Raw genomic sequence first — 26925 nt, forward strand, 5'->3', positions numbered from 1 at the left:
CCTCACCCTCCTTGCACAACGACGTTGCGAAGCGCCTTGCGCATCAGCCACATGCCGAACGCCGCCAATGCCGCTATCCAACCAACCTGTACGCCGATGCCGATTAGCGCTTCTTGCTGCGGGATATGTCCCGAATAGACGCGGAACGGGAAGTCTGTCGTCCAGCGAAACGGCAGCGCATACGTTATTCGCTGCAGCCACTCCGGCATAAGCGGCACAGGGATGACCATGCCCGCCAGAAACTCTCCCGCCACCGAGATCATAAGCATGGATCCCGTCGGCGACATCGTCCAGAATACCGAGATGTAAATCAGCATGGAAATCGCCACGACGAGAATCAGGCCAAGCAGCAGCGACACGACAAACAGCAGCAGCGCCGTCCAGCTTGGAGGAGCGCTTAGCCCGTAAGGCTCCGGCAGCAGAAACACAACCGTCGTAATGGGAAAGCAGCGAAGCACGGCGCCCGCCACCCGCTGGGCAAGCAGCTTGGAAAACCAGAACGGGTACAGCCCCATCGGCCTGCACAACTCGTATGCGATATTGCCGCTCGTAACCATGGCGAATATTTCGTTATCCCTGATCCACAACATAATTAAGGAAAGAAAAATTTGTTGGAGCCATACGTAAGTAATTAAGTCCTGAAGGGGAAAAGCAGTGGAATCCCCGCCGCCGCTTCTGTAGAAGGCCGCGAAGATCATAATGAAGACAAATCCGAAAAACAGCTGAGTGGCCATGCCGGCCAGCGCCGCCGCGCGGTATTGCATGCCGTTGATAAAGCGCAGCCGCCAGATCGAAACGTAGGCTCTCATATTTGATGCTCCTCATACAGCTGCACGATCATCTCGTCAATGTCCTTGGAGTCGACGCTGATATCCAACAGCTCGACCGATCCCGACAGCTGCGCAATGACGTCCGCCAGTACGACGGATTCCGTATCGAAGCTGTAGACGGCACGCTCTGTCGACCATTGCAGTCTCGTCGCGCCAGGAATATCGACCGGCTCCCCCACGTATTCGCGGTAGTCTGCCGTAATCGTACGTCCTGTGCCGAAGCGGCTTCGCAGCTCTTCCAACGAACCATCATAAAGCAACGTTCCTTTGCCGATCATGAGAATCCGGTCCGCGAGCGCCTCGATATCGCTCATGTCATGCGTCGTCAGGATGACGGTGACGCCCCGCTCCTGATTGATCCTGCGAATAAAGCTTCTGACCGCAAGCTTGCTGACGGCATCCAGCCCGATCGTCGGTTCGTCGAGGAACAGAATCTTGGGACTGTGGAGCAGCGATGCCGCAATCTCGCAGCGCATCCGCTGTCCGAGACTAAGTTGCCTGACCGGAACGCCGAGCAGATCTGCGAGCGCAAGCATTTCCGTCAATACGACCAGGTTTTCCCTGTACATCTCATCCGGAATCCGATAGATGTCGCGCAGCAGCTCGAAGGAGTCGATGACCGGGACATCCCACCAGAGCTGCGAGCGCTGGCCGAATACGACGCCGATATGCCGTACATAATCCGTTCTTTCCTTCCACGGCGTATACCCCATGATGGAGCAGGTGCCGCCGTCCGGCACAAGAATGCCGCTCATCACCTTGATCGTCGTCGACTTCCCGGCGCCGTTTGGCCCGATATAACCGACTATCTCTCCTTCGTTGACCGTGAAGGAGATGTCTTTTAATGCTTCCACGATACGATGCTTGCGAACAAACAGTGCCTTCGCCGCCTGACGCAGCCCCGCGGTGCGCTCTGCTACCTTGAAGCTTTTGCCGATGCCAGTTAACTGAATAATACCTTTTTCCATAGTTGTAAGCGTTATCCTCCTGTTAGAGTCGGAAGAAGAATATATCTCATACGACGGAGCTTGTAAAGGGGTAATTTAAAAAAGATTCGTGAATAAAGAAAAGCTATCCCATTCCACCGATTTCCGGTGCCGTTGCACAATATTTGCATCGTGCGGCGAAGTAGTTGATTTTCTGGCTTTTGCAACTAAACTGGCCACGCTACGGCGACTCCGCAACTCAGCTCTCTGTAACCCGATTTTTTCGGCTTGCAGCGTCCAGATCGATCTCCCCACCTGGCTGCATCCCGAGTTTTGAGCTCATGCGCTGCAGACCGAAGGCAAACTCCACTCCGCTACTTTAAAGTCTACCGCTGCAGAACAAGCTCACCCTGACGGGTGATTGGCAAGCACAAATTTTCGATCCGGCGCCAAACTCGCTCCCTTTCTTCCTTTTCTTTTCTCGTCCTTTCGTTTGCGTTTCACCGGATTTGCATGCACGATGGTGGCTAAACTTGTACTTTTTGGAGCCATAAACGTTACTAACGCTTATGGACGCTAATCAGAGTTACTTTCTGCTCCAACGGCGTTTTTAACGCCTACAGCTGCTCGTTCGCCTACTTTTTGGTGCCATGAGCGAGACTAACGCTTATGGACGCTAATCAAAGTTACTTTCTGCTCCAACGGCGTTTTTAACGCCTACAGCTGTTCGTTCGCCTACTTTTTGGTGCCATAAGCGTAACTAACGCCTATGGCTGCTAATCAGAGTTACTTTACGACCCATCGGCGTTTTTAACGCCTACAGCTGTTCGTTCGCCTACTTTTTGGTGCCATAAGCGTAACTAACGCCTATGGCTGCTAATCAGAGTTACTTTACGACCCATCGGCGTTTTTAACGCCTACAGCTGCTCGTTCGCCTACTTTTTGGTGCCATAAGCGTGACTAACGCCTATGGACGCTAATCTTACTGCTGAAGCTCATTACCCACAGTTTGGTATGTCGTATAATTCCAAAAAAAAATCTCCAAGCGGAGTCATTATCCGCTCGGAGATATTACCTGCAATCTATTATCTAACCAGCCATCCGCCATCAACGGCTAGGATATGGCCGTTCATGTAGTCGGATGCAGAAGAAGCGAGGAAGACGGCCGGGCCGATCAGATCCTCGGACGTGCCCCAACGGCCGGCCGGGATGCGCTGCAGGATCTGCGTGCTGCGAACAGGATCTTCGCGCAGCGCTTCCGTGTTGTCCGTGCTCATGTAGCCCGGCGCGATCGCGTTCACTTGAAGTCCCTTGGCCGCCCACTCGTTCGCCAGCGCCTTCGTGAGGCCGGCAACCGCATGTTTGCTCGACGCGTAGCCCGGCACCGTAATGCCGCCTTGGTACGAGAGCATCGACGCGATATTGATAATTTTGCCGGAGCCCTGGGCAATCATATGTTTGCCCGCGAGTTGGCAAAGGACGAACACCGAATTCAGGTTGACGTCCATTACGTCCTGCCAGTCCTCATAGCTGTGCTCTACGGCAGGGGTACGGCGAATAATGCCCGCGTTGTTGACCAGGATGTCTACGCCGCCAAGCTCGTCTACCGTACGCTCAACTATGCCCGGAAGCTTGGTGCGATCGCCCACATCCGCCTGAATCGTAATCGCTTTGCGTCCCATCTCCGCGATTTTTGCAGCGGACTTGTCCGCCGGCGTACGGTTTGTGACCAGCGCCACATCGGCGCCCGCATGGGCAAGTCCTAATGCGATAGCCTCGCCGAGTCCTCGGCCCGCTCCGGTCACGATCGCTTTTTTGCCCGTCAGATCAAATAAAGCCATTTGCCTACACCTTTCCTCTCGTTCGTTTTCCGCTAGCCGGAACCTCCGCCTTCATAATCGTCAGTCCCAGCGCTTCGTAACGCTCCTCCACTTCGGGCGAAATGCCGCCATCCGTTATGATGCAATGAACATCGTTTAACGCCGCATACGTAATAAGCGCGCCCCTGTCGAATTTGCTGTGGTCCGCGATGACATACGTCCGCCTGGCGTTGTCGATATAAAGCCGCTTGAGCTTGGCCAGCTCTTCGGTAAAGATCGTAAGTCCGTATTCCGGATGAATGCCCGTCGTCGACAGAAACAGCTTGTGTACGTTAAGCCGGTTGATCCACTCCTGCGATTCTCCGCCGATGAGCAAGTTGTTATAGCGATACCCGCCGGGAACGACGAGCCGTATCGCATCCTTCATTGTCAGCTCTCGAATAATGAGCAGATCGTTGGTCAACACCGTAAGCGGCATATTGGGCAATTGCCTCGCCAGCTCCAGCGTGGAGCTGCCCGCATCGAGCGCGATGATGTCGTTCGGTTCGATGCAGCTAAGCGCCAGGGTTGCGATTGCCGCCTTCTCCGCCTGATGTTTGGCATTCGGAATCTGAAGCGGCAGGAAGCTGTCCTCGCCTCCCTGCTCCAGTACCGCGCCGCCATGCGTCCGTTTGAGCAGGCCCTTCTCCTCAAGCTTCTCCAGATCCTCGCGGACCGTCTTCTCCGTTACCGAAAATAACTCGCTCAGCTCCGACACTTTAACCGCGCCGCTCTCGCCCAGCTTCTCGATGATTCTCCGATGGCGTTCTGCAGCAAGCATGGCGCCCCTCCTCCATTAAAGCTTCATGGAGCTATTCTACCACATAGGAATTTATAAGTGACCTGGGAAGAACTTCGATCGAATTTTTTTACTTCAGGCCGCTTGCCGGAACAACATCCATGTCCGTAAATGTGTAGTTCTCGCCGGCCATCGACCAGCAGAACGTGTAGTTGCTCGTGCCTACGCCGGAGTGGATCGACCATGGAGGCGAGATGATCGCCTGCTCGTTGCCTACGACCAGATGACGCGTTTGCGAAGGCTCGCCCATCATGTGGAAGACGCGAGTCTCTTCGGCCATATCGAAGTAGAGATAGGCTTCCATGCGGCGGTCATGCACGTGGGAAGGCATCGTGTTCCATACGCTGCCCGTCTGCAGGCTTGTTACGCCCAGCATCAGCTGGCAGCTTTGAATGCCGTCGGCATGAATGTATTTGTACAGGACGCGCTCGTTGGATGTCTCTTGCGCGCCCAAATTAAGCGGGTTCGCTTCTTCGCGCGTCATCTTGCGGGTAGGCAGCTCTGCATGAGCCAGCGCAGAACAGAAGTACAGCTTGGCCGGATTCGCGGAATCCTTGCTCGCCAGCTTCACATCGCGTTTGCCTTTGCCAACGTACAGCACGTCCAGCTTGTCCAGCTCGTACGCTTCGCCGTCCACCGTAATAATGGCAGGACCGCCAATGCTGAGAAAGCCGATCTCGCGGCGTTCCAGGAAATATTCCGTGCGAAGCGCGTCGCCCGCATCCAGAGCAATCTCTTCGCCCACTGGTTGAGCGCCGCCGACTACCATGCGGTCATAATGCGTGTATGTCATGTTGAGCTTGTTCGGCTCGAACAGGCTTTCGATCAGAAACTCCTGGCGCAGTCTCTCCGTATCGTATTGTTTTACATCGGTTGGGTTGGTCGTATGACGAATATCCATGAATGAATAGCCTCCTTAGGATTTTGTCCGGCATCTTCGCACCATCTGGCGCTAAACATACCGAAAACGTTTGTTTTTGTTCATTTATAATCATATCACACATTTTCGAACTTAAATAGACCCCATTTTTTAAACTCCTTTTGTAAAAAGGAAATTCCCTGCCAAAAATAAATGGAAGCGGAATGGCCTTCGAAGAGGCCTATCCCGCTTCCATCGCTATCATGATAAAGACTGATGATCAGGCTTGAGCTGCAAGCTCCTTGATCCATACGGCCATCTCGCCTTTGCCCCGGTTCGCCCAGGCATAATAGGGGATAAACGTGACGGAAGCCGGCACCGTAGTCCTTGCCTCGTCCGCTCTGTACAACGCCGAACCCCAGCCCTGTTGCCCGCTGTCGTCATCGGCCAGTCGGCATGCAGCTCCTTGCACCGTCATGATGCCGCCTAGCAGATCAGCACGCCACTGGGCTTCTAGAGCAGTACCGGCTGCCAACATGATGCCGTCAAGCTGAGAGCCGTTGTCCGCCTCCTCCAGACAATAGACGAGCGGGCCGCGCTGCAGCGCAATCTTGCCGACATTGTAACGCACAAGCGGATGACTTCTAACGCGCTGTACCGGCATCACGAAGACGATATCCAATACATCGCCGTCCTGCCAGTGCCGGCGAAGCCGGATAAAGCCGCTCTCGACCGGCAGTCCCGATAACGTCTCGCCGTTAAGCCTCACGGATACAGACGGACTCCAACCTGGCATGCGTATTGCCAGCTCGAATTCAAGCGATCCGTCCAGCTTGATCTCATAGCCGGTCTCGCCGCTCCAAGGCAAACTCGAACGCTGCTTGAGACCAATCGAGCCGCCGCTCAGATCAAAGGCAGCTTCCCCGCCGATAAACAGATTGGAATAGATGACATCGCCATGAACGGTATAGACATAATCGCCAAGCGATGCCAACAGCCGCGCGATGTTCGGCGGGCAGCATGCACAGCCGAACCATTCTTGACGTACCGGTTTCACATGGTTGAATCCAGGATTCCCTCCTTCACACACATGAGGGGCTGCCTCCAACGGATTGACGTAGAAGAAGCTGCGCCCATCCTGCGCCATGCCCGCAAGCACCGTGTTGTAGAGCGCGCGCTCCATAACGTCGGCGAACTCCCCCTTAGGATTCAGCTCCATCATTCGTTTGGCGAAAAAAATCAAGCCAATCGATGCGCATGTCTCCGCATAGGCTGTATCGTTAGGCAAGTCGTAGTCTACTGTAAACGCCTCCCCAGCAGCCGTCGCGCCGATGCCGCCAGTTACGTACATCTGGCGTTCCGTGATGTTGCGCCACAGCCTCTCGCACGCTTCCGCGAGCGCAACATCCCCCGTCGCCTTCGCCACGTCCGCCATCCCGGCGCACATATAGACGACGCGCACCGCGTGGCCGACGGCGACCGACTGCTCCCGGACGGGAAGATGCGCCTGAAAGTACGCATGGTTGATCTTGCCGATCTCGCCTTTATGCCAATGCGTCGTCCGGCCGCGGCGATCCGCTTCCGCTTCGAAGAAACTCGGCGAATTGCCCCGCTCGTCGATGAAATACCGCGCAAGCGCCATATAGCCGTCGTTGCCGGTCGCGCGGGCCAGCTTTGCCAGCGCCAGCTCGACCTCCTGATGGCCGTCGTAGCCCGGTATTTGGCCCGGACCGTTCCCGAACGTCTCGCCGATCAGGTCGGCGAATCGGCATGCGATGTCCAGCAGCGCGGTTTTGCCCGTAGCCTCGTAATAAGACACCGCCGCTTCCATCAGATGGCCCGCGCAATACAGCTCGTGGCATTCCGTCAAATTCGTAAACCGTTTGCCCGGCTCCTTCAACGCGTAGAACGTGTTCAGATAACCGTCCGCTTCCTGCGCCCTCTCTATTGTGGCGATCAGCTCGTCCGCAACGGCCTCAAGCTCCGGCTCCCGTCTCTCCCGCAGCAAGTATCCGACCGCCTCCAGCCACTTGTACAAATCGCTGTCCTGGAACACAAAACCGCCGAATTCCGCTTCCAGTTCCCCTGCCGCAGCCTTCATATTTCGTACAGCGCGGCTTGGCTCGGCTCCTTCCACCCTGTCGTTCAGCGCTTCCCATTGATACGGAACGACCACGTTGCGTACAAGATCGCGATATCCGTTCCAGAAAACATCGTCCACCTTCACGTTATTTCCAGTGGGCGCAAATAATCTATTCGTACCAGCCATTCCATTCCACCCTTTCGCGCATTTTGTTATTTAATCGTTTTCATCCTTCTTAGTTATATTGTAATGACGGTTTCTGCGTAATAAAATCAATAAAAGCAACCATTCGCTTACTCGATTTCACACTCCAATGACTACATTTCATTTTAGAGGAGGCAGCCGCTGTCATGTCATCCATCCTAAACCTTGCCGTCCCCCCTTTGCCCTATTGTCTGGAGAGCGGCAAAACGATCTATCAGCCTGGAGATGCCCATCCCAATCGAACCGCCCTCGGCGTATTCGATTTCATCGCAGTGGAATCCGGCACGTTATTTATCGGAGAGGAAGAGCAGCAATGGAGTCTGACGGGCGGTCAGTGCGTGTTGCTCCTGCCGGATCGGACCCATTACTCTGTAAAAGGCACGGAGGAGCGGACCGTTTTCTATTGGGTTCATTTCCACGTGCCGGCTTTTTGGTCCGTATCGGAGGATGCGCAGGCCCCCATGCCAAGTCACGAGCCGCACAAGCAACAATATTTGACGGCGCCGTATGTTCTCCAAATCCGTCAAAGCTGGACGCTGCCGTATCCGGAACAGGCATTCCGTCTAATGTCCAAGCTGAACGAGGCATCGTCGGAGAAGCAGTCCCGTTCCTTTTGGACGCGCCAGCAGACGTTCGAGGAGCTGCTGCGCCTGCTGGATTTGCGGCAGCACGAAGGTTACGCGAGTCCTGCCGTCATGGTCGCCGAGAACGCGGAAGCCTACCTGAAAACCCACTACCGTTCTCCCGTAACGGGGGGGATGCTTTCTGCCGCGCTCAACTTTCATTACAACTACATTACGCGCTGCATGAAAAGCGTATTCGGCCAGACGCCCATGGAATATCTAATGGAACTCCGGCTGGAGCAAGCCAGGCTCTTGCTGCTAAAGACGGACTGGCCCGTCTCCGAGATCTCCGCCAGCGTCGGCTTCGAGCATGTCCCTTATTTCACGACCCGCTTTACGAGGGCCCACGGCCTTGCTCCCACCAGATTCCGCGACAGGTACCGCACGCACTTCTAGCCCTTCGTTGCAGCCCCTCTTTCTACCATGTTGCATCGGTCGTGCTTCTGTGCGACAATGGCGAACAACAGAAACCGCGGGACTTGCATGTTTTGCAAGCACGCTCCGCGCAGGAGGTTTCCGCCAGCCATGTCCATCCGATTCCGATTGCTGCTATCTTTCTCGTCCGTCGTCCTCTTGTCCGTCGTTTTGTTCGTCGCGGCCGCCTACCTGCTCTCGGTAGCCGTCACGGGCGACTTCCGAAGCATCGGCAGCTTCTACCGCATCCATTATTCGCTTCACCCGCTGTCCGGCGAAGAAGAGAACATCTTCCTGGAGCTCAAATATTTGGCCAAACACGACCCCGGACAATTGCGCGACCCGGAGCTTCTCGAGAGCTACGACATGACGCTCAAAATGGTGCAAGCCAACCTGGTCGTCCGGGAAAACGAACGGATCGTCTACGCGACGCCGACGTTAAATCAAAAAAATCTCCCAGAGCTGCTTCCTCCCTACGAGTTGGGCAACTTCGGCATACGCGGCACGATGAATCTGGAGAGCCGTTTTTTCTCCTACTCCAAATTCGACTTCGCGTTCGCCGACTCTCCAAACGACCTTGGAAGCATCTACGTGCTGCGGGAGCGCAGTCCGTTCGCCGAGCTGGTACGCACGCTGCTGCCCATACTCATCGCCGTCTTCGTCGCGGTGCTGCTTCTGACCGGCTTGCTGCTATACAGATACGTCACGCGCAAAATCGTCAAGCCGCTCGACGAGCTGAGGAAATCAGCCGAATTTATCAAGGAAGGCAACTTGTCCTACCAACTGAGTCCGCAATCCGGCGACGAGGTCGGGCAACTTGTCATGAGCTTCGAGGAAATGAGGTTGAAGCTGGACGAATCCATTAGGCTGCAGCTCCGTTACGAGGAGAACCGGAAGGGACTCCTCTCCAACATCTCTCACGATCTCCGAACGCCCATCACGACGATTAAAGGGTATGCGGAAGGCATTCGCGACGGCGTGACGGATACGGAGGAGAAGCTTCGGCGTTACGTAAACGCCATCCATACGAGAGCCACGGACATGGAACGGCTCGTGGACGAGCTGCTTTATTTCTCCAAGCTGGACATGAACAAGGAGCCCTATTCGTTCGAGAAGCTGGATCTCCACGCCTTCCTTCACGCGACATTGGACGAAATGGGGATCGAGCTGGAGCAGCAAGGCGTTGAGCTCGTATGGGATCACGGCGACGGCAAGCCACTAACGGTTCTGGCCGATCGAGAGAAGCTCCGGCGGGTCGTCGTCAACCTGACGGACAACGGCATGAAGTTCATGAAGGAAGAGCCGAAGATTCTGACCATCGGCATGTCGAAACGAGACGAGCTCGCTATCGTCACGATTAAGGACAACGGCATTGGCATTGATGCTTCGACGCTCCCCCATATTTTCGAGAGATTCTATCGGGGAGAAGCTTCCCGGAGCCCCAATACGCCGGGAAGCGGACTCGGCTTGGCCATTGCGAAGGGTATTATGGAAGGACACGGAGGCTTAATCCGGGCGGAGTCCAGCCCTGGACGAGGAACCGTGGTCGTGCTGGAATTCCCGCTTATTCTAGAAGACGAAGCAAGGAGTACGGAGCCATGAGACGAATACTGATCATCGAAGACGACAACTATATCGCGGAGCTGCAGCGGGATTACTTCCAGCTTCACGACTTCTCTGTAACGATATGCGGGGACGGCAAGCAAGGTCTGGAGGAGGCGCTTCGCGGCGATTTCGTTCTTGTCATTGTCGATCTGCAACTGCCTGGCGTGGATGGATTCGAAATTTGCAGACAAATTCGGGAGAAGCGGGATATGCCGATCCTGATCGTCTCCGCCAAAAAAGAAGAGATCGACAAAATCAGAGGTTTCGGTCTCGGCGCCGACGATTTCGTTACGAAACCCTTTAGTCCGAACGAGCTTGTCGCCAGGGCGAAGGCGCATCTGGCAAGGTACGAGCGATACAACGGCGGCCGCGATAACGGCACTGCCGACGTCATCGCCATTCGCGAGCTGTCCTTGCATAAGACCTCGCGGCGAGTCTACGTCCGGGATCGCGAGATCGCGCTGACGGCGCGGGAATACGACGTGCTGTTGTTCCTCGCGTCCCACCCAAACCGCGTATTTAGCAAGGACGAGCTGTTCGAGCGGATCTGGGGCTTCGATTCCAACGGCGACATCGCCACCGTCACCGTTCATATTTCGCGCATTCGGGAGAAGATCGAAGGAGATCCCTCCAATCCGCAGTTCATCGAGACCGTGTGGGGTGCCGGTTACCGGTTCAACGTCTAGCCGCATCGCTGCCCGGCGGCCGCCTTTTCCGATTGTTAACGCTCCGTTTATAAAATGTTTATATTTTATTATCCTCCCGTTTAGAGTCGGCGTTTATGCTATTGCTATAGCCACTCACCACATTCTCGGGAGGAATCCAATATGAAAAACGCTACGAATCAAAAAGCAATCGCGATCGCGCTTATATCCGCTTTGCTGGGAGGCGGAAGCCTGCTGCCCGTCCAAGCAAGCGCCAATTCAGCGGCGCCGGCGCCCCTCGTACAGAACTTGAACAACGTTAAGCTCGACGCAGCTTACAGCGATGCCATAGAACGACTAATCGAGAAAGGCGTCCTGCAAGGATACGGCAATGGCGATATTCGCCCCAACAACAACGTATCGAACGCGGAGCTCATCAAAATGGTGCTTCTGGCTCTCGAGGTGGAGGCAGAACCCGCTTCGCAAGGATCGGGCGCACGTTGGTATGACGCTTATATCGCATCGGCTGTCGAGCATGGCCTTCTGGCCGGCGCGGACGAACTGGTGCCGAACGATTCTGCTACGACATCTTCGCTGACCGGCCTGATTGCCAAGGCGTTGCAACGCGATGCCAAATCCGTCGCCTACTGGATGGAGCAGCTGTCGATCAACAGCGCGGACGGGCTGACGCGGGGCGAGACGGCTGCGCTTTTAGTATCCGCAGAGCAAGGAATTCGGTCGGCAGACGCCGAGATCGTATCCGTCAAGGCGCTTAACCGGATAACGCTGGAAGTCACGTTCGACGCCCCTCTTGCGCTGGAGGACGAGACGACGGCCGCGGCTTCGGAAAACTTTAAGTTCGACGGCGACTTGGGACTCGTTAACCAGCCTCGCCTTAAGACCGGCTCCTTCGCCACATACATCGTTCCGGTCAAAACGATGACGGAGGATTCGTATTCCCTGAGCTACAAGGGCAAACAATCTTTCGAGATCGACTCCAATCACGACCTGCTCGTCCTGAACAATGTTCGCCAGGTAACGGCCGATACGATCGAGGCGGTATCCTCCCGCGAGGACGGCATCATCGACTACGGCTACATGATTTCGGCTTATGCAGGAGGCAGAGGGGCCAATGCAGTGATACTGGATGAGGAAAACCGGCTAAACGGCAAACCGATGTCCATCATCTCCTCGCTGGCGACGCGGAAAGCTACTCTCACGCCGGAAGCCGGCGAGCCGATCGAAGTGAGCTATGTAGGTTTCACGCAATCGACGGATGGCAAGCAGGAGCCTAAATTCCGACTGCCGCAAGGCCAAACGCTGAAATCCGGTGTCCGGTACACGTTGACGTCCGACTGGTTCGAGCTAAAGGAAAACGAGTTCGTAGCCTCCGAATTCCAGCCGTTGACGATCGCATCCGCAGAAGCGCAGGACGAGAAGACGCTCCTCGTTACCTTGTCGGAGGATCCGGGCGATGAACTGTTCGCTTACCGCTCCGTCCAATTAAAAGGTGCCGACGGCTCCGTTTTATCCGCGCAGTACAAAGTTCAGACGCGCAAGGGCGCCACAGGCACGTTCGAGATCCAGAACGATGGCAAACTTACGGCTGGCGTAGCGTATGAGGTGGTGCCGGTCGGGAGCTGGTCCGTCTCCGAGCAAGTTACCGTGACGCTCGACAACTAATCCTTTCCTTTTTCAATCTACAAAGCCGATTCGCGCCCTTGGAGGGCCGGATCGGCTTTATTCTCGTTTAGAAATATGCACACTTTAAAATAAAGTTGAATATTTATTTATATTAATGTATATTTATACAGTATTACTGAATAAACGGAGGGATCGGCAATGGAACAAGTATTATCAGGGCAACCCTCGACGGCCGCAAGCACGACCGCCGAACTGCTTCAGGCAGCCCGCAAGCATCTATTATTTACCGCCAATCGGCCCGAAATCGTCATGGCTTCCGGTCAAGGCATGTATATACAGGATACGGAAGGACGATCCTATATTGACTTTGTCGGCGGTTGGGCGGTCAACGCCCTGGGCCATTCCCCGGCTGTTCTTCGCGAGGCGCTGACGGAGCAAGCTTCCCGGCTCGTGCTAGCCAGTCCCGCCTATTTCAACGAGCCGATGATTCGGTTCGCGGAGCTGCTGACGGGCATCAGCGGCATGGACAAAGCATTCTTCGGCAGCACCGGAGCGGAAGCAAACGAATGCGCCGTGAAGCTTGCCCGTAAGCATGGCGCTCTCCATCTGGACGGCGCGTACGAGATTATCACGATGCGGAACAGCTTCCATGGCCGGACGCTTGCCATGATGTCCGCAACCGGCAAGCAGCAGTGGGAAAGCCTGTTCGAGCCGAAGGTCCCCGGGTTTATCCATGTGCCTATGGGAGACCTCGACGCCTGCTTCTCCGCCGTCTCCAACCGGACGTGCGCCATCATGCTGGAGCTCGTGCAAGGCGAAGGCGGCGTGCATGCCGTCGACGAAGCGTACTTGTTCGGACTTCGCAAAATATGCGACATGTACGGCATCGCGCTGATATTCGACGAGGTGCAGACGGGACTCGGCCGGACGGGCAAGCTGTTCGCCTGGGAGCATTACGGCATCAAACCGGACATCATGACGCTGGGCAAAGGAATCGGCGGCGGCTACCCCCTGTCGGCTACGCTCGCCGTCGACAAGTTCAATCTCTTCGAGCCGGGCGACCAAGGCGGCACGTATATCGGCCAGCCGCTTGGCATGGCTGTGGGCTATGCCGTCGTACGCGAGCTGCTGGATCGCCGTCTGACGGAGAACGCGCAGCGGCAAGGCGGCTACCTGCTCGGGAAGCTCCGCCTGCTGGAGTCGCATAATCTCGTCCGTAATCCGCGTGGGCTTGGGCTGCTGGCCGCCTTCGACATGCCGAACGAACTGGCGGCTAAGCTCGCCGCGCGCTGCATGGAGCTGGGACTGCTCGTTAACGTGACGGGCGAATCGACGATTCGGCTCATGCCGCCTCTGATCGCGGAGCAGCGGCATATCGACGAGATGGCGGACATTCTAACCGCCGCCCTGCTTGATATTTCTTAGCATTTTGGAAAAGCCCCTTCGCATACCTTAGTTACGGTTATTTCGAGAAGGCGAAGGGGCGAATGACGGATGATTGGACGAATACCGTCGGCGAAAAACAAGCGTTATGTCATTGTGGTGGTGCAAGCATGGCAATGGAAGGAATTTTTTGCGTTCGAGCTTTTAGGGGGACTTGCCTTTTATCTTGCGGGCAAAGTTATGTCTCAAGCCGAATGGTTCTGCATCGCCGCCAATGTAGCAGGTCCTCAGATGCTAAAATACACAAACAGCGTCTTTCGCGGACCGTCCTGATGGGCGTTCCTGAAAGACGCTGTTTCGTGTCTACTTAAGACTGCCGTTCCAGTCGAAGGCTCAGGAGCCTTGACCGCTTGTCGATCTAGAAGCCGAAATACGCTTTCGCGTTGCGGTAAGAGACGTTTTCCGCGATGGATCCCAAAAGCTCGGGATCGTTCGGCGCTTCTCCGCTCTCTACCCATTCGCCGAGCAGATTGCAGAGCAGACGACGGAAATATTCATGCCGCGTATAGGAGAGGAAGCTGCGGGAATCCGTCAGCATGCCGACGAACCGGCTCAGCAAACCAAAGTTCGCGAGCGAATTCATCTGATCCAGCATGCCGTTTTTCGTATCGTTGAACCACCAGGCCGAACCCAGCTGAATCTTGCCCGGCACGCCTCCGCCCTGGAAGCTGCCCATCAGCGCCGCAAGCACTTCGTTGTCCCGCGCGTTCAAGGAATACAGAATCGTTTTCGGCAGCGCGTCGTCTCCGTCAAGCTCGTCCAGGAGTCGCGTCAGCGGCCCTGCGACCGGGGCATCTCCGATGGAGTCGAAGCCCGTATCCGGCCCCAGCTTGCCGAACATCCGGCGATTGTTGTTGCGCGAAGCATTGATATGAAGCTGCATCGCCCAGCCCAGCTCCGCGTACAATCGGCCCATGAACAGGAACGTGAACGTTTTGTATTGCTTCTCTTCTTCGAGGGTAACGACTTCGCCGTTCAGCGCTTTCGCAAAGATCGCTGCGGCCGCTTCGGCCGTCGTCTCCGCGTAAGGCACGTAATCGAAAGCGTGATCCGACACGCGGCAGCCGACTTCGTGGAAGAAGCGGATTCGGGACTCCAGCGCCGCCAGAAGTTCGGAATAATCCTTGATCGTAACCCCCGCGGCTTCTCCGAGCTGCCCGATCCAGCCGAGGAACGTCGGCCGGTTGATCTCCAGCGCCTTGTCGGGTCGGAACGATGGCAGGACAAGCGTATCGAAGCCGTCGAGCTCCTTGATCAACTTATGATATTCCAGCGAATCGACTGGATCGTCGGTCGTGCAGATGACCTCGACGCCGGACTTCCTGATCAGATCGCGGGCTTTAAATTCTCCCGTCGCCAGCTGCGCGTTCACTTTCTCCCAGATGACGGGAGCGTTTTCTTCGTTAAGGAGCTCCTCCACGCCAAAGAACCGGCGCAGTTCCAAATGCGACCAATGGTAGAGCGGATTGCCGATCGTCTGCGGCACCGTTTTCGCCCAGGCGAGGAACCGATCGTAATCGGAAGCGCCTTCGCCCCCCGTTACCAGACGCTCCTCCACGCCGTTCGCGCGCATCGCCCGCCACTTGTAATGATCGCCGTAGAGCCAAGCCTCCGTAATGGTGGAGAAGCTTGTGTTCTCGTAGATTTGCTGCGGACTAAGATGGCAATGATAATCGATGATAGGAAGATTCTTTACCCGGTTATGGTACAACTGCACCGCCGTCTCGTTATTTAGCAGAAAGTTATCGTCCAAAAATGGCTTCAAACGTATCCCTCCTCTTATCGGTTCATTAGGACTGGTGGAATTTCACCAAAGTATCAACCTGTACGGCTTGCCCCGTCTGAATGGAACGGTTTGCGGCGATGCCGGTCAGAATCGATCTAGCGCCGTCCACATGGTTCGCCGCGCGGCGGAAGCGATCTTCCTTCGGAACGCCGAACAGATCGTTAAGCAGCACGGGGTCGCCGCCGCCATGGCCGCCCTTGCCTTCTTCGACTTCGACGGTGTAAGGCGTACCGAACATCGGGAATACGTTCAGCGTCTTGCCGATGACCGCCCCTTCAAGCGCCTTGTCGCCACCGGAGTTGACGTAAGACTGTTCAATAATGCTCATCTCGATGCGGCCTTTCGTACCGTTAAACGCGATACGGTAACCTTCCCAAGGCATATAGGCATTTAAAGAATAAGTAAGAATGGCGTTGTTTTTATATTTGACGAGCACGCCCATCGTATCTTCGATGTTGATTCCGTCGCCGAATACGCTCTGATCGCGACGGTAGCCGTCTTCGTGCTCGGCGTCGAGATACATGGCTTTCAGATGGTCGTTGCTGTCCAGATGCAGCGCGAAAGGATCTTCCTTCGCATTGGCGTTGCCCGTGGCGCGCTCGTAGAACTTCGTCTCGCCGCGGCCTTCTGCGTTCTCCCTGCCGTAGAACAACAAGTCGCCGTAGGCGAATACGGATTCAGGCTCCGAACCGATCCAGAAGTTGACGAGATCGAAGTGATGCGTCGACTTGTGGACGAGCAGGCCGCCACTGTTGTTTTTGTTGCGGTGCCATCTGCGGAAGTAGTCCGCGCCGTGCTGCGTGTTGAGCAGCCATTCGAAGTGTACGGAGGTCACTTTGCCGATGACTCCGCTGTCAATAAGCTCGCGCGCTTTTGTATGATGCGGCGCATATCGGTAGTTGAACGTCACGCGGACGTTCCGGCCCGTACGCTCTACCGCGTCCAGAATCTCCTGGCATTTTTTCTCGTCCACGGTCATCGGCTTTTCGGTGATGACGTCGCAGCCGAGCTCCAATGCGCGGATGATATACGTATGATGCGTGCGGTCAACGCTTGTCACAATAACGGCGTCCGGCTTCTCGACTTCAATCATCTCGTCGAAGCGGTCCGCGGCATACGTGCGCACCGGCTCGTAATCGTATTTGGTCACGAGCATTTTGTTGGCGTATTCCATACGCGTCAAGTTCAGATCACAGAACGCGACAAGCTCGGAAGTTTCCTTAAAGTCCTTGGCAATTGCGCCGTAGAAAAACTCCGCGCGTCCGCCTGTTCCGACCAGTACATATCTTTTTTTCGTCATATGATTATCCTCCTAGTTATCGCTTATCCATTCTCATCTTCATCTTACAGCAAGGAAATGCTATAATACTTGTCAATTAATGCTCAAATTGCATCAAACCACGCATATCTTGCGAAAAGAGGAGATCTCATATGGCCGCTCTATCCGATTACGTCAGCTTCGGCGATCCCGCCAAACTTTATATCGAATATATGAAACGAACCGAACCGTACACGATGACAATCGATCACTTCCATCCTTATTACGAGGTGTATTACTTGCTGTCCGGCAGCCGAATCTATTTCATTGAGGACCGCTCCTATTTCGTGGAGCAAGGCGACCTTGTCTTTATCGGCAAAGAGATGCTCCATCGAACGATGCAGACCGGGGACGCCCGACACGAACGGCTGATTCTTCACTTCTCGGATGAATGGCTGCGCGATCTTGGAGCCGAGCTGTCCGGGATGTTCGGCGCGTTATTCTCCCCGGAGATCCGCGTGCTGAGGCTGCCCCGGCAAGAAAGCCTTGCCGCCGAGGCGTCCGTCCGGGCCATGCGTCTCGAGGCAGACGTTCGCGAGACGGGCTACCACCTGGCGATCCGCAATGCCGCGGCAAGTCTGCTGCTTCTGTGCGGACGCTACTCGGCAAGCCATCAGCCGGAGCCGTTCCAGCACGTCTCCCCTCTCCATGCCAAAATATCGGAGATCGTCCGTTACATTAACGGACATTACGACGAGTCGCTGCGGCTTGCGGATCTGTCCGAGCGTTTCTTCATCAGCCCGCATTATCTTAGCCGCATGTTCAAGGAAGTGACGGGTTTCGCGTTTACGGATTACGTTGTGCTGACGCGGGTAAAGGAGGCTCAGCGCCTGCTCCGCGAGTCGGAGCTTACCGTCTCCGCGGTGGCGGAGCGCGTCGGCTTCGATAATTTCTCTCACTTTGGCAAGACGTTCAAAAAGATCTCCTCCGTATCGCCAAGAGAATATCGAAAATCGATGTCGCAATTTTAAACTCAAACAGTCGTTTTTTCACACTTATATTGGGATAATAAATATGGTAAATTTGTTTTGTTGTCATAAATTTGCATGTATCAGTCTGTGGTCAGGCGACCCAAAGGAGACGATGAAATGTTGAGAATCGGTAAAATTAGCTACTGGCACGTACATGCCTGGGATTATACAAATCAGGCTTTAAAACATCCGGACACGGTCATGGCCGCTGTGTGGGACGAGAACGAGGAGCGCGGTCGCGCCGCTGCCGAGAAGCTTGGCGTACCGTTTTATGCCAATCTGGACGATATGCTGACGAGCGGAGAAATCGACGCCGTCATCGTTGACGCGCCGACGAATCGCCATACGGAGGTTATGCTCGCCGCGGCTGCGGCCGGCAAACATATTTTCACGGAGAAGGTTGTCGCGCCTACGCTTAAAGAAGTAAATCGGATTCTGAAAGCGGTTGACGACAACGGTTTGAAGCTGACCGTATCGCTGCCTCGTCTGAACGATGGTTACACGCTGGCCATTCGCGGGCTTCTGGAGAAGGAAGCCTTGGGGCAAATTACGCAAGTTCGCGTCAGACTATCCCATAACGGCGCGCTTGCTAATTGGCTGCCGGAACACTTCTATAGTCTGGAGCAATGCGCCGGCGGCGCGCTGATCGATCTGGGCTGCCACCCGATGTATCTAACCCGCCTTTTCCTTGGCGAATTGCCATCCGAGGTATCGGCTCAATTCGGGTATGTGACGGGACGCGAAGTAGAGGACAACGCGGTTGCTCTGGTACGGGGAGCAGGCGGCGCGATCGGCATCGTGGAAGCCGGATTCGTCAATCCGCATTCGCCGTTCTCCATCGAAGTGCATGGAACGAAGGGTTCCCTGTTCTACGGCACGCCGGAGAACAAGCTGTTGGTTCGCACAGGCGACGATCAGGCCTGGGAGTCGGTCGAGATTCCTGCCAACCGCGAAAGCGCCTTTGAGCAGTGGGTCGGGCATGTTCAGAACGGCACGACGGCGGACGAAAACATCGCCTACGCACGCGAGCTGACGATGCTGATGGAAGCGGCGGGACGCTCCAATTCCGAGGGACGCGCCGTGCGTCTGGACGAGTTGGAAGGGTAACTCCCCGTGGCAACGGTATTCCCCTACTCCGTCATGAGCGAGCGGCCGGATGCGCTGGAACGTCTCGATCTTCGATTTCAGTGGGGACCGTTCGATATCCACGTGCTCCGATTTCATTTGACCTATTTTCCTTCCGGACGCGCCGTCGCGTTTCACAAGCATGCGGAATATGAGTTTCATTTTATTCCCAGGGGCAAGGGCAAGGTGATTCTGGTCAATGAAGAGTATTCGCTCAAGCCTGGCCAATTCTACTTGACCGGACCTGGCGTCATGCATTATCAGGAGGCGGGCGAACGCGAGGGAATGGATGAACTGTGTCTTCATATCGATATCGCGGAACGGATTGCGACCGGCGACGAGGCGGATGAGGACTGGGAATGGGCAGAGGCCCGTTCTTGCATCGGCAAGCTGAAGAGTCTCCCTTTGTTCCCGGCGCTTGATACTTATGACGCGATGCGTTGTTTCCTGAATGCGTACGAAGCCTGCAGCGAATATTATGCAGGCAGCTATACGACCATCAAGCAGAATGTCATTCAAATTTTGCTGCGCTCCGTCCGCGCCTATGATACAGTAAATGAGACAAGACTTCTTCCAACGAAGGATATGAAGGCTTACCGGTACCAGCTTGCGGTGGAATTTATGCAAGCCAACTACGGCGGCCCGTTGTCACTCGAGGAAGTTGCGGAGAAGCAACGTCTAAGCGCTCGTCAAATGCAAAGGCTGTTCAAGGAAATGAACCGGGACGGAGAGCATACGTTCAGCCGCGTGCTGGAAGATATAAGGCTCTCGGCCGTCTGCCGGGAATTGTCCGAGGGCGTCAAGTCGATTGAGGAGATTGCAACGATGACGGGTTTCTCCACAAGCAATTATTTGCATGCCGTATTCCGCAAGCGGTACGGCATGACTCCATCCGATTATCGGAAACAAACCATTACGGGAGGCTAATTCTTATGTCCAAAACGTACAACATTGCAATTATTGGCTGCGGAGGCATCGCAAACGGCAAGCATATGCCAAGCTTGAAGAGATTAAACAATGTGGCAATGGTCGCATTCTGCGATATCGTGGAGCATCGCGCTATTGAAGCAGCGGCCAAATACGGCGCTGAGGGTGCCAAAGTATACACGGATTACACGGAGCTTCTGAAGGACGAGTCCATCGATATCGTTCATGTCTGCACGCCGAACGATTCCCATGCCGACATCGCGATCGCCGCGCTGGAAGCCGGCAAACATGTTATGAGCGAGAAGCCGATGGCCAAGACGGCTCACGACGCTGGCCGCATGCTGGAAGCTGCCAAACGTACAGGCAAAAAGCTGACGGTAGGTTACAACAACCGCTTCCGTCCCGACAGCCAAACCCTCAAGCAAATCTGCGAAGCAGGCGAGCTCGGCGAAGTGTATTACGCCAAGGCGCACGCGATTCGTCGCCGCGCCGTTCCGACTTGGGGCGTATTCTTGGACGAAGAGAAACAAGGCGGCGGCCCGCTTATCGATATCGGCACGCACGCGCTTGACCTTACGCTGTGGATGATGGACAACTACAAGCCGAAGGTCGTGCTTGGCCAGGCTTACCACAAGCTGTCCGGCCGCGCTAATTCCGCTAATGCCTGGGGTCCATGGGATCCGGCGCTCTTTACGGTAGAAGACTCCGCTTTCGGTATGATCGTCATGGAGAACGGCGCTACCATCGTCCTGGAATCCAGCTGGGCGCTGAACACGCTGGAAGTGGACGAAGCGAAATGTACGCTGAGCGGTACCGAAGGCGGAGCCGACATGAAGGGCGGTCTTCGCATCAACGGCGAACAGCACAGCCGCTTGTTTACGAAGGAGATCGACCTGAACGCGGGCGGCGTAGCCTTCTACGAGGGCAAGTCCGAGAAGGATTCCGATCTGGAGATGAGACTGTGGATCAAGGCGATCGACGAAGATACGGAGCCTGTCGTCACGCCGGAGCAAGCTTACGTGGTTTCCCAGATCCTCGAAGCGATCTACGAGTCCTCGAAGACGGGTAAAGCAATCTATTTCTAAGCCGTATATTTTTCGGCTGTCACAAAGAAACGGCAGTGCAGCGGGAGACGCGTCTCCCGGTTGCACTGCCGTTTTTTTACGCCAGAATATCCTCTATCCGCGCCAGAACTTCCTCCGGCAGCTTCACGCCGCTCGCCTGCGCGTTCTCGACGATCTGCTCCGGGCGGCTCGCGCCGACGAGAGCGCTGGCTACGCCCGGCAGCCTGAGAATCCATGCGATAGCAAGCTGAGCCATGGAGATGCCTAGCTCGCCCGCTATCCCGGTAAGCTTCTCCACCTTCTCCAGATTTTCGTCGCTTAGAAGACCGCCGATGAACATGTTGGAGCTGCTATCGGTCGCACGGCTGCCTGATGGCGTTCCGTCTTCTCCCCGACGGTATTTACCCGTCAGCACGCCTTGAGCAAGCGGAGAAAATACGACCTGGCTGATGCCGTTGCTGTCGCTGAGCGGAATGATCTCCTTCTCGATCTGCCGGTTCAGCATATGGTATTGCGGCTGATTGACGACGATCCGGTCGAGCAGATATTTATCCGCCAAGCCGAGTCCCTCCTGGATTTGGGCTGCCGTCCACTCGCTTACGCCCACGTACAGCACCTTGCCGGACCGCACAAGATCCTCGATCGTGCGCAGCGTCTCGTCCAGCGGCGTCTCCTTGTCATAACGATGGCAGTAATAGATGTCGACGTAATCCAGTCCCAGACGTTTCAAGCTCGCATTCGCCTGCTCCAGCACGTGCTTGCGGGACAAACCGCGGTCGTTTACTCCGTCACCCATCGGCCAAAATACCTTGGTCGCGAGCACGTAAGATTCGCGAGGATAGGCTCTGAGAGCCTTGCCGACGACCTCCTCGGCCGCGCCGCGCATGTATACGTTGGCCGTATCGAAAAAATTGATGCCGAGCTCATACGCTTGTTCGATCGTACGGGCCGCGGTGCCGTCATCTACCGAGTTGCCGTAGGTCAACCAGCTCCCTAAGCTGATCTCGCTTACCTTGAGCCCCGTTCTTCCTAATCTGCGATATTCCATTTGTTTGTTCCTCCTCTATTTTTGCTATATTGCCGAATCCGTTATTCGTAAGATTACAACTTCATAGGTTCGCCTTGTTGATTTACGAAGAAGGCGCCTTCCGCATCTCCTTGCTTACGCTCCGCCAGATCCAAGATGCCGGCAGCTGATTCCCCGGCATCCCCAGGCGCCTTCTCTCCGCCCATATCCGTGCGGATCCAACCGGGATGCACCGCGTATACCGCATATCCAAGCGGCGAGAATTGTTTGCGCAGCTGCGCGGTAAACATATTCAGCGCGCTTTTGGACAACGCATAACCGTAATCGCCGCCGTAAGCCCCGGCCATGCTGCCCGCTTCCGAACTCACATTGATGATGGCCTGGTCCGACCCTTTTTTCAGCAGCGGGAGCGCATGCTTCATGACCAACATGGGACCGTACAAGTTCGTCTGGAAGGATTGCTCGACCAATTCCATCTCAAGCCCTTCAAGCTTCTGGTCCCGCCCAAGCAGGATCGCCGCGCTGTTGATGACGATATCCAGCGAGTCGATGCGGGCGGCGAGCTCTTGGAATGCGTATCGAACCGACGCTTCATCCGTAACGTCGAGCGGCAGAACATGTACTTGCTCCGGATATTGTTCCGCCAGCGCAAGCAGCTTCTCGGCCGAGGAGCCCGGTCCCCGCACGCCAGCCCATACTTGATAACCTCTCGCCGCCGCTTCGGCGGCTAATTCGTATCCAAGACCGCGATTCGCTCCTGTAATGACGATATTTTTCATGATGACACTCCTTATTTACCGTTCTCCAGCAACTCCAGCATCTTGACTGCTCGCAAAGCCCATCTTCTCGTTGAGCCTCGTTCCCATCAAGAATCAACGGATAACTTTATGCACGCGCGTACACACAACGACAGACCCAACCTCTCGGCAGGCACAGCAACGCATTTTCCCTGTTGGGGGATCAATTGTCCGCCACTTCATCATAATCCCAATTGCAATCGCTTGCAACCATATACATCCAAAGGATGCCTCATCCCGCCAGACCTCCTCAAAAGATGCAAAAACGCGCTGCACCTCCAATGGGACGGCGACAACGCGTTCTTCGGTCATTTAAGCGGAACTCTGTTTACTGCGGGAAGCGGTCTGATAACTCCGACCAATCCAGTGTCATCTCCGAATCGGTCAGCAGGCATTGATCCAGCGATGCGGTCAAAGGCTCCCGATCCAACGATACGCCAATCATCACCATCTTCGTAGCGCGATCCCCATAAACGGGATCCCAACTCTCTTGGAGTCCTTCTTCCTCGCGGAGCAACGTCTCAAGCTCCGCCTGAGGAAGCGATGCCGCCCAGAGGCCGGCAGGACCGAATTGGATGGACGGTCCCGCTTGGCTCAGACTTTGCGCCATACGATCGCGGGTAGCCAGCCATACGAACCCTTTGGCGCGAACGACTTCTTCGGGCCAACGCTCCATCCAGGCCATCAGTCGCTCCGGATGGAACGGTTTCCTTCGTTCGTAGACGAAGGAACTGATTCCGTATTCCTCCGTCTCCGGCGTATGGTGCGGCGACTCCAGCTCCTTGATCCAGCCCGCCGAACGGCTTGCCGCCTCGAAATCGAACAGTCCCGTATGAAGGATTTCCTTGGGATTTACAACGCCTTGTACCGCCCGAATAAACTTCGCTCGCGGCTGCAGCGTCCGAAGCACGATCTCCAGCTCCCCGAGCTTATCTGCCTCAACCATGTCGCATTTGTTAAGAATCAGCACATCGCAAAATTCGATCTGATCGATAAGCAGATCCACCACCTCGCGAGTGTCGGCTTCGCCGACGGCCTGGCTCCGATCCAGCAGCGACTCGCCCGATGAGTAATCATGCCAGAATCGGTAGGCGTCGACGACCGTAACCATGCAATCCAGCTTGCAGATTCGGGACAGGTCGATGCCAAGCTCTTCGTCGATGTAGGTAAACGTCTGAGCGACCGGCACGGGCTCCCCGATTCCCGTCGACTCTATCAAGATGTAATCGAAGCGGCCGTCCTCGGCCAATCGTTCTACTTCCCGAAGCAGATCCTCTCTCAAAGTGCAGCAGATGCAGCCGTTCGACAGCTCCACCAGCTTCTCTTCCGTGCGCGACAGCCCTCCGCCGTTCTGAATTAATCCCGCATCGATATTCACCTCGCCAAGATCGTTGACGATAACCGCGACCTTCAGACCTTCCTTATTGTTTAATACATGATTGAGAATCGTCGTTTTACCGGCTCCCAGATAGCCGCTTAATACCGTCACTGGAATTTTGGATTGTGGCATCGTTGGTTCCCTCCTAATTATTCGTAACAATTACGATAACAACCCGAAAAAAGATACTTCTCCGTATAGCCAATAGGATGTATGTATGGGAAGTATGTATGTTCGTTATGTAATTATTCGTAATTATTACTATTTAAATTATCACAACCTCTTCTGCCTGTCAACGGAACGAAAAAAAGCCGAGCGTTATTTACGCCCGGCTCCCTCATCATTAACCTTCCACTCTAACCGCATCCCGTTGCGCAATCAGCGACAGTTCCGCCGCCTTGAACGCGTGTTCTTGCGACATCGCGTTTTCCGTGCCGTTAAGAATATCGAGAATAAGCTCGCCAAAGTACGGGAATCCAACTTTGCCGCGGAGGCGCATATGCTGCTCGCCTTCGCCGTTTACCAGATACAATTGGTCGCCTTCCGCTTCTCTGCCCACGTCGATGTACTTGCGGAGCTCGATGTATCCTTCCGTGCCGAGAATAAGCGTTCTGCCGTCGCCCCATGTGCCTAGTCCGTTCGGCGTCAGCCAGTCCACGCGGAAGTAACCCGTTGCGCCATTTTCGCCTACAAGCGTCATATCGCCGAAGTCTTCCAGCTCGGGATAGTCCTTGGCCGCGTAATTCGCGACCTTGCTGTTTACGACTTTGGCCTCCGTGTTCCCCGTAAAATACAGGAACTGCTCGATCTGATGGGAGCCAATGTCGCACAGGATGCCGCCATACTGCTCTTTCTTAAAGAACCAGTCGGGACGCGACGGCGCATTTAGTCGATGCGGTCCAAGACCCATGACTTGTACGACTCGGCCGATCGCGCCTTGGCGGATAAGCTCCCCTGCATGAATAGCGCTTTCTACATGCAGACGCTCGCTATAGTAGACGGCATATTTTTTGCCGGTCTCGTTCGCGGCAACTCGAGCTTCTTCCAATTGCTCCAACGTTGTAAACGGCGCCTTGTCCGTGAAATAATGTTTGCCGCTGCGCATGACGCGCACGCCGAGCGGGCCGCGCAGCGACGTGATTGCCGCTGCCGCGACTAGCTGCACCTCGGCATCCTCCAGAATCGTCTCCAGGGAGGAAGCAATCTTGACGCCCGGATATTTCTGCGCGAACGCTTCCGCTCTCGTCGGATCGCCGTCGTATACCCAACGAAGCTCGCCTCCTGCCTCAACAAGACCATTGCACATGCCGTAAATATGGCCGTGATCCAGGTTCGTGGCCGCAAATACGAATTGGCCTGGCTCCACAACGCGTTTTACGTCGCCCTTGGGCGCATAATTCATACCGTCTTTACTCATGCCTTCACCCCTTTGCGATTGCGCGATTCTTCAATTTTCTGCTGCAAGTAAGAATAATAGAGCTCTTCGTCGATCGGAAGATCAACCCAGTTATCCGTCCAAGTGGAGAGATGCATCGCATTGGAGATCATCAAACCTTTAATGCCTTCTTCTCCCGGAGCAATAAGAGCTTCGTCATGCAGAATGGCATTAACGAAATTTTGCATAATGCCTTTATGGTCGGGATTCGTGCCATGAACGGGAACTTCGCATTTCCAGCATTCCGGAGCGCCGAAGCCGCCTGTAAAAGTGGCATTAAACTCGCGTTCGGAAACACGCAGACGCCAGAACGTCAGCTTATTGTCCTCGATAACGACCTTGCCGCGATCGCCGCTGATTTCCAGGCGGTTCGTTCCCGGCGCCTCGCCCGTTGTCGTTACGAATACGCCTGTCGCGCCATTTTCGTATTCGACGAACGCGGTTACGTCGTCTTCCACCTCGATATTGCGGTGTTTGCCGAAGTAGCAGAACGCGCGAACCCGCTTAGGCATCATGTTGATCGTCCATTGCCACAGGTCGAGCTGATGGGGGTCCTGGTTAATGAGCACGCCGCCGCCTTCGCCTTCCCAAGTCGCCCGCCATGTGCCGGAATCGTAATAGCTCTGGGAACGGTACCAGTTCGTAATAATCCAATTCGTTCTTCTGATCTCGCCAAGCTCGCCGCTGTCGACCAGATCCTTGAGCTTTTGATAGAGCGGATTTGTCCGCTGGTTGTACATCATGCTGAATTTTACATCCGTACGGGCAGCCGCATCGTTCATCTCGCGCACTTGCTTCGTATAGACGCCCGCCGGCTTCTCGCAAAGCACATGCAGGTTCCGCTGGAAAGCTGCGATCGCCAGCTCCGGGTGCGAATAGTGAGGCGTTGCGATTAGAACGGCATCGATAAGTCCGGAATCCATCATCACGAACGGATCGGTGAACAGAGTTACATCATCGCCCAGATTTTCTTTGGCCCAGAGCTGTCCTGGCTCCGCGCTATCGCTGACGGCCGTCAGCTTGACGCCCTTTACTTCGCCACGTTGCATATAGCCGATATGTCCTTTGCCCATATTGCCAAGCCCGATTACGCCCAACCGTACAATGCTCATCAATAATACGCTCCTTTAATGGGACCCGATGTAGGTCTCCATAATGACTTGT

23 protein-coding genes are annotated in these 26925 nt (G+C 55.3%); 10 read left to right on the forward strand and 13 right to left on the reverse strand.

Features of this window, described 5'->3' with window-relative positions; translation table 11 throughout:
- Positions 1 to 2: 2 nt before the first annotated feature.
- From B1748_RS05570 to B1748_RS05595, 6 genes are all read right to left on the reverse strand, one after another.
- The gene (locus B1748_RS05570) at positions 3 to 809 is read right to left on the reverse strand and encodes an ABC transporter permease (RefSeq protein WP_087566850.1); all 807 of its coding nucleotides are present in this window, start codon (positions 807 to 809) and stop codon (positions 3 to 5) included.
- Complete coding sequence (locus B1748_RS05575) at positions 806 to 1798, reverse strand: ABC transporter ATP-binding protein (protein WP_087566851.1); 993 nt, start codon at positions 1796 to 1798, stop codon at positions 806 to 808. Before B1748_RS05575 ends, B1748_RS05570 begins: the two co-directional genes overlap by 4 nt.
- Positions 1799 to 2841: 1043 nt before the next feature.
- Positions 2842 to 3597 carry a 2-dehydro-3-deoxy-D-gluconate 5-dehydrogenase KduD gene (gene kduD / locus B1748_RS05580; RefSeq protein WP_087566852.1) on the reverse strand — a complete coding sequence of 252 codons (756 nt, stop codon included), beginning with the start codon at positions 3595 to 3597 and terminating at the stop codon, positions 2842 to 2844.
- A gap of 4 nt (positions 3598 to 3601) precedes the next feature.
- Positions 3602 to 4396, reverse strand: coding sequence for a DeoR/GlpR family DNA-binding transcription regulator (locus B1748_RS05585; RefSeq protein WP_087566853.1), 795 nt, complete (start codon positions 4394 to 4396; stop codon positions 3602 to 3604).
- Between the two features lie 88 nt (positions 4397 to 4484).
- Positions 4485 to 5315 carry a 5-dehydro-4-deoxy-D-glucuronate isomerase gene (gene kduI / locus B1748_RS05590; RefSeq protein WP_087566854.1) on the reverse strand — a complete coding sequence of 277 codons (831 nt, stop codon included), beginning with the start codon at positions 5313 to 5315 and terminating at the stop codon, positions 4485 to 4487.
- A gap of 238 nt (positions 5316 to 5553) precedes the next feature.
- Complete coding sequence (locus tag B1748_RS05595; protein ID WP_087566855.1) at positions 5554 to 7542, reverse strand: glycoside hydrolase family 127 protein; 1989 nt, start codon at positions 7540 to 7542, stop codon at positions 5554 to 5556.
- A 164-nt stretch (positions 7543 to 7706) separates the two neighbouring features.
- Between B1748_RS05595 and B1748_RS05600 the strand changes: the two genes are divergently transcribed.
- The 6 genes from B1748_RS05600 (at position 7707) to B1748_RS05625 (ending at position 14206) form a co-directional block, all read left to right on the forward strand.
- Positions 7707 to 8579 (forward strand): AraC family transcriptional regulator, encoded by an 873-nt coding sequence (locus B1748_RS05600; RefSeq protein ID WP_087566856.1) that lies wholly within the window; start codon positions 7707 to 7709, stop codon positions 8577 to 8579.
- Between the two features lie 129 nt (positions 8580 to 8708).
- A complete protein-coding gene (locus B1748_RS05605; RefSeq protein WP_087566857.1) occupies positions 8709 to 10199 on the forward strand; it encodes a sensor histidine kinase in 1491 nt (496 codons plus the stop codon).
- Positions 10196 to 10888 (forward strand): response regulator transcription factor, encoded by a 693-nt coding sequence (locus B1748_RS05610; RefSeq protein WP_087566858.1) that lies wholly within the window; start codon positions 10196 to 10198, stop codon positions 10886 to 10888. The genes B1748_RS05605 and B1748_RS05610 overlap by 4 nt, the downstream gene beginning before the upstream one ends.
- Before the next feature lie 141 nt (positions 10889 to 11029).
- Positions 11030 to 12529, forward strand: a complete 1500-nt coding sequence (locus B1748_RS05615) for an S-layer homology domain-containing protein (RefSeq protein WP_087566859.1) — start codon at positions 11030 to 11032, stop codon at positions 12527 to 12529.
- A 159-nt stretch (positions 12530 to 12688) separates the two neighbouring features.
- The gene (locus B1748_RS05620; RefSeq protein WP_087566860.1) at positions 12689 to 13915 is read left to right on the forward strand and encodes an aspartate aminotransferase family protein; all 1227 of its coding nucleotides are present in this window, start codon (positions 12689 to 12691) and stop codon (positions 13913 to 13915) included.
- 69 nt (positions 13916 to 13984) lie between these two features.
- Complete coding sequence (locus B1748_RS05625; protein ID WP_087566861.1) at positions 13985 to 14206, forward strand: hypothetical protein; 222 nt, start codon at positions 13985 to 13987, stop codon at positions 14204 to 14206.
- An 85-nt stretch (positions 14207 to 14291) separates the two neighbouring features.
- Here B1748_RS05625 and uxaC read toward each other — a convergent pair whose 3' ends face one another.
- Together uxaC and B1748_RS05635 are read right to left on the reverse strand one after the other, a co-directional pair.
- A complete protein-coding gene (uxaC, locus tag B1748_RS05630; RefSeq protein ID WP_087566862.1) occupies positions 14292 to 15698 on the reverse strand; it encodes a glucuronate isomerase in 1407 nt (468 codons plus the stop codon).
- A 25-nt stretch (positions 15699 to 15723) separates the two neighbouring features.
- The gene (locus B1748_RS05635; protein WP_087566863.1) at positions 15724 to 17019 is read right to left on the reverse strand and encodes a Gfo/Idh/MocA family oxidoreductase; all 1296 of its coding nucleotides are present in this window, start codon (positions 17017 to 17019) and stop codon (positions 15724 to 15726) included.
- Between the two features lie 131 nt (positions 17020 to 17150).
- On the opposite strand from B1748_RS05635, the gene B1748_RS05640 reads away from it, so the two are divergent.
- The 4 genes from B1748_RS05640 (at position 17151) to B1748_RS05655 (ending at position 21145) form a co-directional block, all read left to right on the forward strand.
- Positions 17151 to 18008: a helix-turn-helix domain-containing protein gene (locus B1748_RS05640; RefSeq protein WP_087566864.1), complete on the forward strand. Its 858-nt coding sequence runs from the start codon at positions 17151 to 17153 to the stop codon at positions 18006 to 18008.
- A 117-nt stretch (positions 18009 to 18125) separates the two neighbouring features.
- Complete coding sequence (locus B1748_RS05645; RefSeq protein ID WP_087566865.1) at positions 18126 to 19115, forward strand: Gfo/Idh/MocA family protein; 990 nt, start codon at positions 18126 to 18128, stop codon at positions 19113 to 19115.
- 6 nt (positions 19116 to 19121) lie between these two features.
- On the forward strand, positions 19122 to 20060 hold the full coding sequence (locus B1748_RS05650; protein ID WP_087566866.1) for a helix-turn-helix domain-containing protein: 939 nt from the start codon (positions 19122 to 19124) through the stop codon (positions 20058 to 20060).
- Between the two features lie 5 nt (positions 20061 to 20065).
- Positions 20066 to 21145, forward strand: coding sequence for a Gfo/Idh/MocA family protein (locus B1748_RS05655; RefSeq protein WP_087566867.1), 1080 nt, complete (start codon positions 20066 to 20068; stop codon positions 21143 to 21145).
- A 76-nt stretch (positions 21146 to 21221) separates the two neighbouring features.
- Here the strand turns inward: B1748_RS05655 and B1748_RS05660 are convergent, their stop codons facing one another.
- The 5 genes from B1748_RS05660 to B1748_RS05680 all read right to left on the reverse strand — a co-directional run bounded on the left by B1748_RS05660 (position 21222) and on the right by B1748_RS05680 (position 26873).
- A complete protein-coding gene (locus B1748_RS05660; RefSeq protein WP_087566868.1) occupies positions 21222 to 22172 on the reverse strand; it encodes an aldo/keto reductase family protein in 951 nt (316 codons plus the stop codon).
- A 53-nt stretch (positions 22173 to 22225) separates the two neighbouring features.
- The gene (locus tag B1748_RS05665; RefSeq protein WP_087566869.1) at positions 22226 to 22930 is read right to left on the reverse strand and encodes an SDR family oxidoreductase; all 705 of its coding nucleotides are present in this window, start codon (positions 22928 to 22930) and stop codon (positions 22226 to 22228) included.
- 346 nt (positions 22931 to 23276) lie between these two features.
- On the reverse strand, positions 23277 to 24458 hold the full coding sequence (locus B1748_RS05670; RefSeq protein WP_087566870.1) for a GTP-binding protein: 1182 nt from the start codon (positions 24456 to 24458) through the stop codon (positions 23277 to 23279).
- 211 nt (positions 24459 to 24669) lie between these two features.
- Positions 24670 to 25743, reverse strand: a complete 1074-nt coding sequence (locus tag B1748_RS05675; protein WP_087566871.1) for a Gfo/Idh/MocA family protein — start codon at positions 25741 to 25743, stop codon at positions 24670 to 24672.
- A complete protein-coding gene (locus tag B1748_RS05680) occupies positions 25740 to 26873 on the reverse strand; it encodes a Gfo/Idh/MocA family protein (protein ID WP_087566872.1) in 1134 nt (377 codons plus the stop codon). Before B1748_RS05680 ends, B1748_RS05675 begins: the two co-directional genes overlap by 4 nt.
- Positions 26874 to 26925: the final 52 nt, after the last annotated feature.

Source organism: Paenibacillus sp. MY03 (assembly GCF_002165585.1).
In the GTDB taxonomy this organism is placed as follows: Bacteria; Bacillota; Bacilli; order Paenibacillales; family Paenibacillaceae; genus Pristimantibacillus; species Pristimantibacillus agaridevorans.

Bases quoted from the DNA above. Each gene is read 5' to 3' on its own strand.
- B1748_RS05620 (WP_087566860.1), top strand. From the start codon at position 12,689: ATGGAACAAGTATTATCAGGGCAACCCTCGACGGCCGCAAGCACGACC.
- B1748_RS05660 (WP_087566868.1), bottom strand. From the start codon at position 22,172: ATGGAATATCGCAGATTAGGAAGAACGGGGCTCAAGGTAAGCGAGATC.
- B1748_RS05605 (WP_087566857.1), top strand. From the start codon at position 8,709: ATGTCCATCCGATTCCGATTGCTGCTATCTTTCTCGTCCGTCGTCCTC.
- B1748_RS05640 (WP_087566864.1), top strand. From the start codon at position 17,151: ATGGCCGCTCTATCCGATTACGTCAGCTTCGGCGATCCCGCCAAACTT.
- B1748_RS05575 (WP_087566851.1), bottom strand. From the start codon at position 1,798: ATGGAAAAAGGTATTATTCAGTTAACTGGCATCGGCAAAAGCTTCAAG.
- B1748_RS05585 (WP_087566853.1), bottom strand. From the start codon at position 4,396: ATGCTTGCTGCAGAACGCCATCGGAGAATCATCGAGAAGCTGGGCGAG.
- B1748_RS05615 (WP_087566859.1), top strand. From the start codon at position 11,030: ATGAAAAACGCTACGAATCAAAAAGCAATCGCGATCGCGCTTATATCC.
- B1748_RS05670 (WP_087566870.1), bottom strand. From the start codon at position 24,458: ATGCCACAATCCAAAATTCCAGTGACGGTATTAAGCGGCTATCTGGGA.
- B1748_RS05675 (WP_087566871.1), bottom strand. From the start codon at position 25,743: ATGAGTAAAGACGGTATGAATTATGCGCCCAAGGGCGACGTAAAACGC.
- kduI (WP_087566854.1), bottom strand. From the start codon at position 5,315: ATGGATATTCGTCATACGACCAACCCAACCGATGTAAAACAATACGAT.
- B1748_RS05595 (WP_087566855.1), bottom strand. From the start codon at position 7,542: ATGGCTGGTACGAATAGATTATTTGCGCCCACTGGAAATAACGTGAAG.
- B1748_RS05665 (WP_087566869.1), bottom strand. From the start codon at position 22,930: ATGAAAAATATCGTCATTACAGGAGCGAATCGCGGTCTTGGATACGAA.
- B1748_RS05570 (WP_087566850.1), bottom strand. From the start codon at position 809: ATGAGAGCCTACGTTTCGATCTGGCGGCTGCGCTTTATCAACGGCATG.
- B1748_RS05655 (WP_087566867.1), top strand. From the start codon at position 20,066: ATGTCCAAAACGTACAACATTGCAATTATTGGCTGCGGAGGCATCGCA.
- B1748_RS05600 (WP_087566856.1), top strand. From the start codon at position 7,707: ATGTCATCCATCCTAAACCTTGCCGTCCCCCCTTTGCCCTATTGTCTG.
- B1748_RS05635 (WP_087566863.1), bottom strand. From the start codon at position 17,019: ATGACGAAAAAAAGATATGTACTGGTCGGAACAGGCGGACGCGCGGAG.
- B1748_RS05625 (WP_087566861.1), top strand. From the start codon at position 13,985: ATGATTGGACGAATACCGTCGGCGAAAAACAAGCGTTATGTCATTGTG.
- B1748_RS05680 (WP_087566872.1), bottom strand. From the start codon at position 26,873: ATGAGCATTGTACGGTTGGGCGTAATCGGGCTTGGCAATATGGGCAAA.
- B1748_RS05610 (WP_087566858.1), top strand. From the start codon at position 10,196: ATGAGACGAATACTGATCATCGAAGACGACAACTATATCGCGGAGCTG.
- B1748_RS05645 (WP_087566865.1), top strand. From the start codon at position 18,126: ATGTTGAGAATCGGTAAAATTAGCTACTGGCACGTACATGCCTGGGAT.
- kduD (WP_087566852.1), bottom strand. From the start codon at position 3,597: ATGGCTTTATTTGATCTGACGGGCAAAAAAGCGATCGTGACCGGAGCG.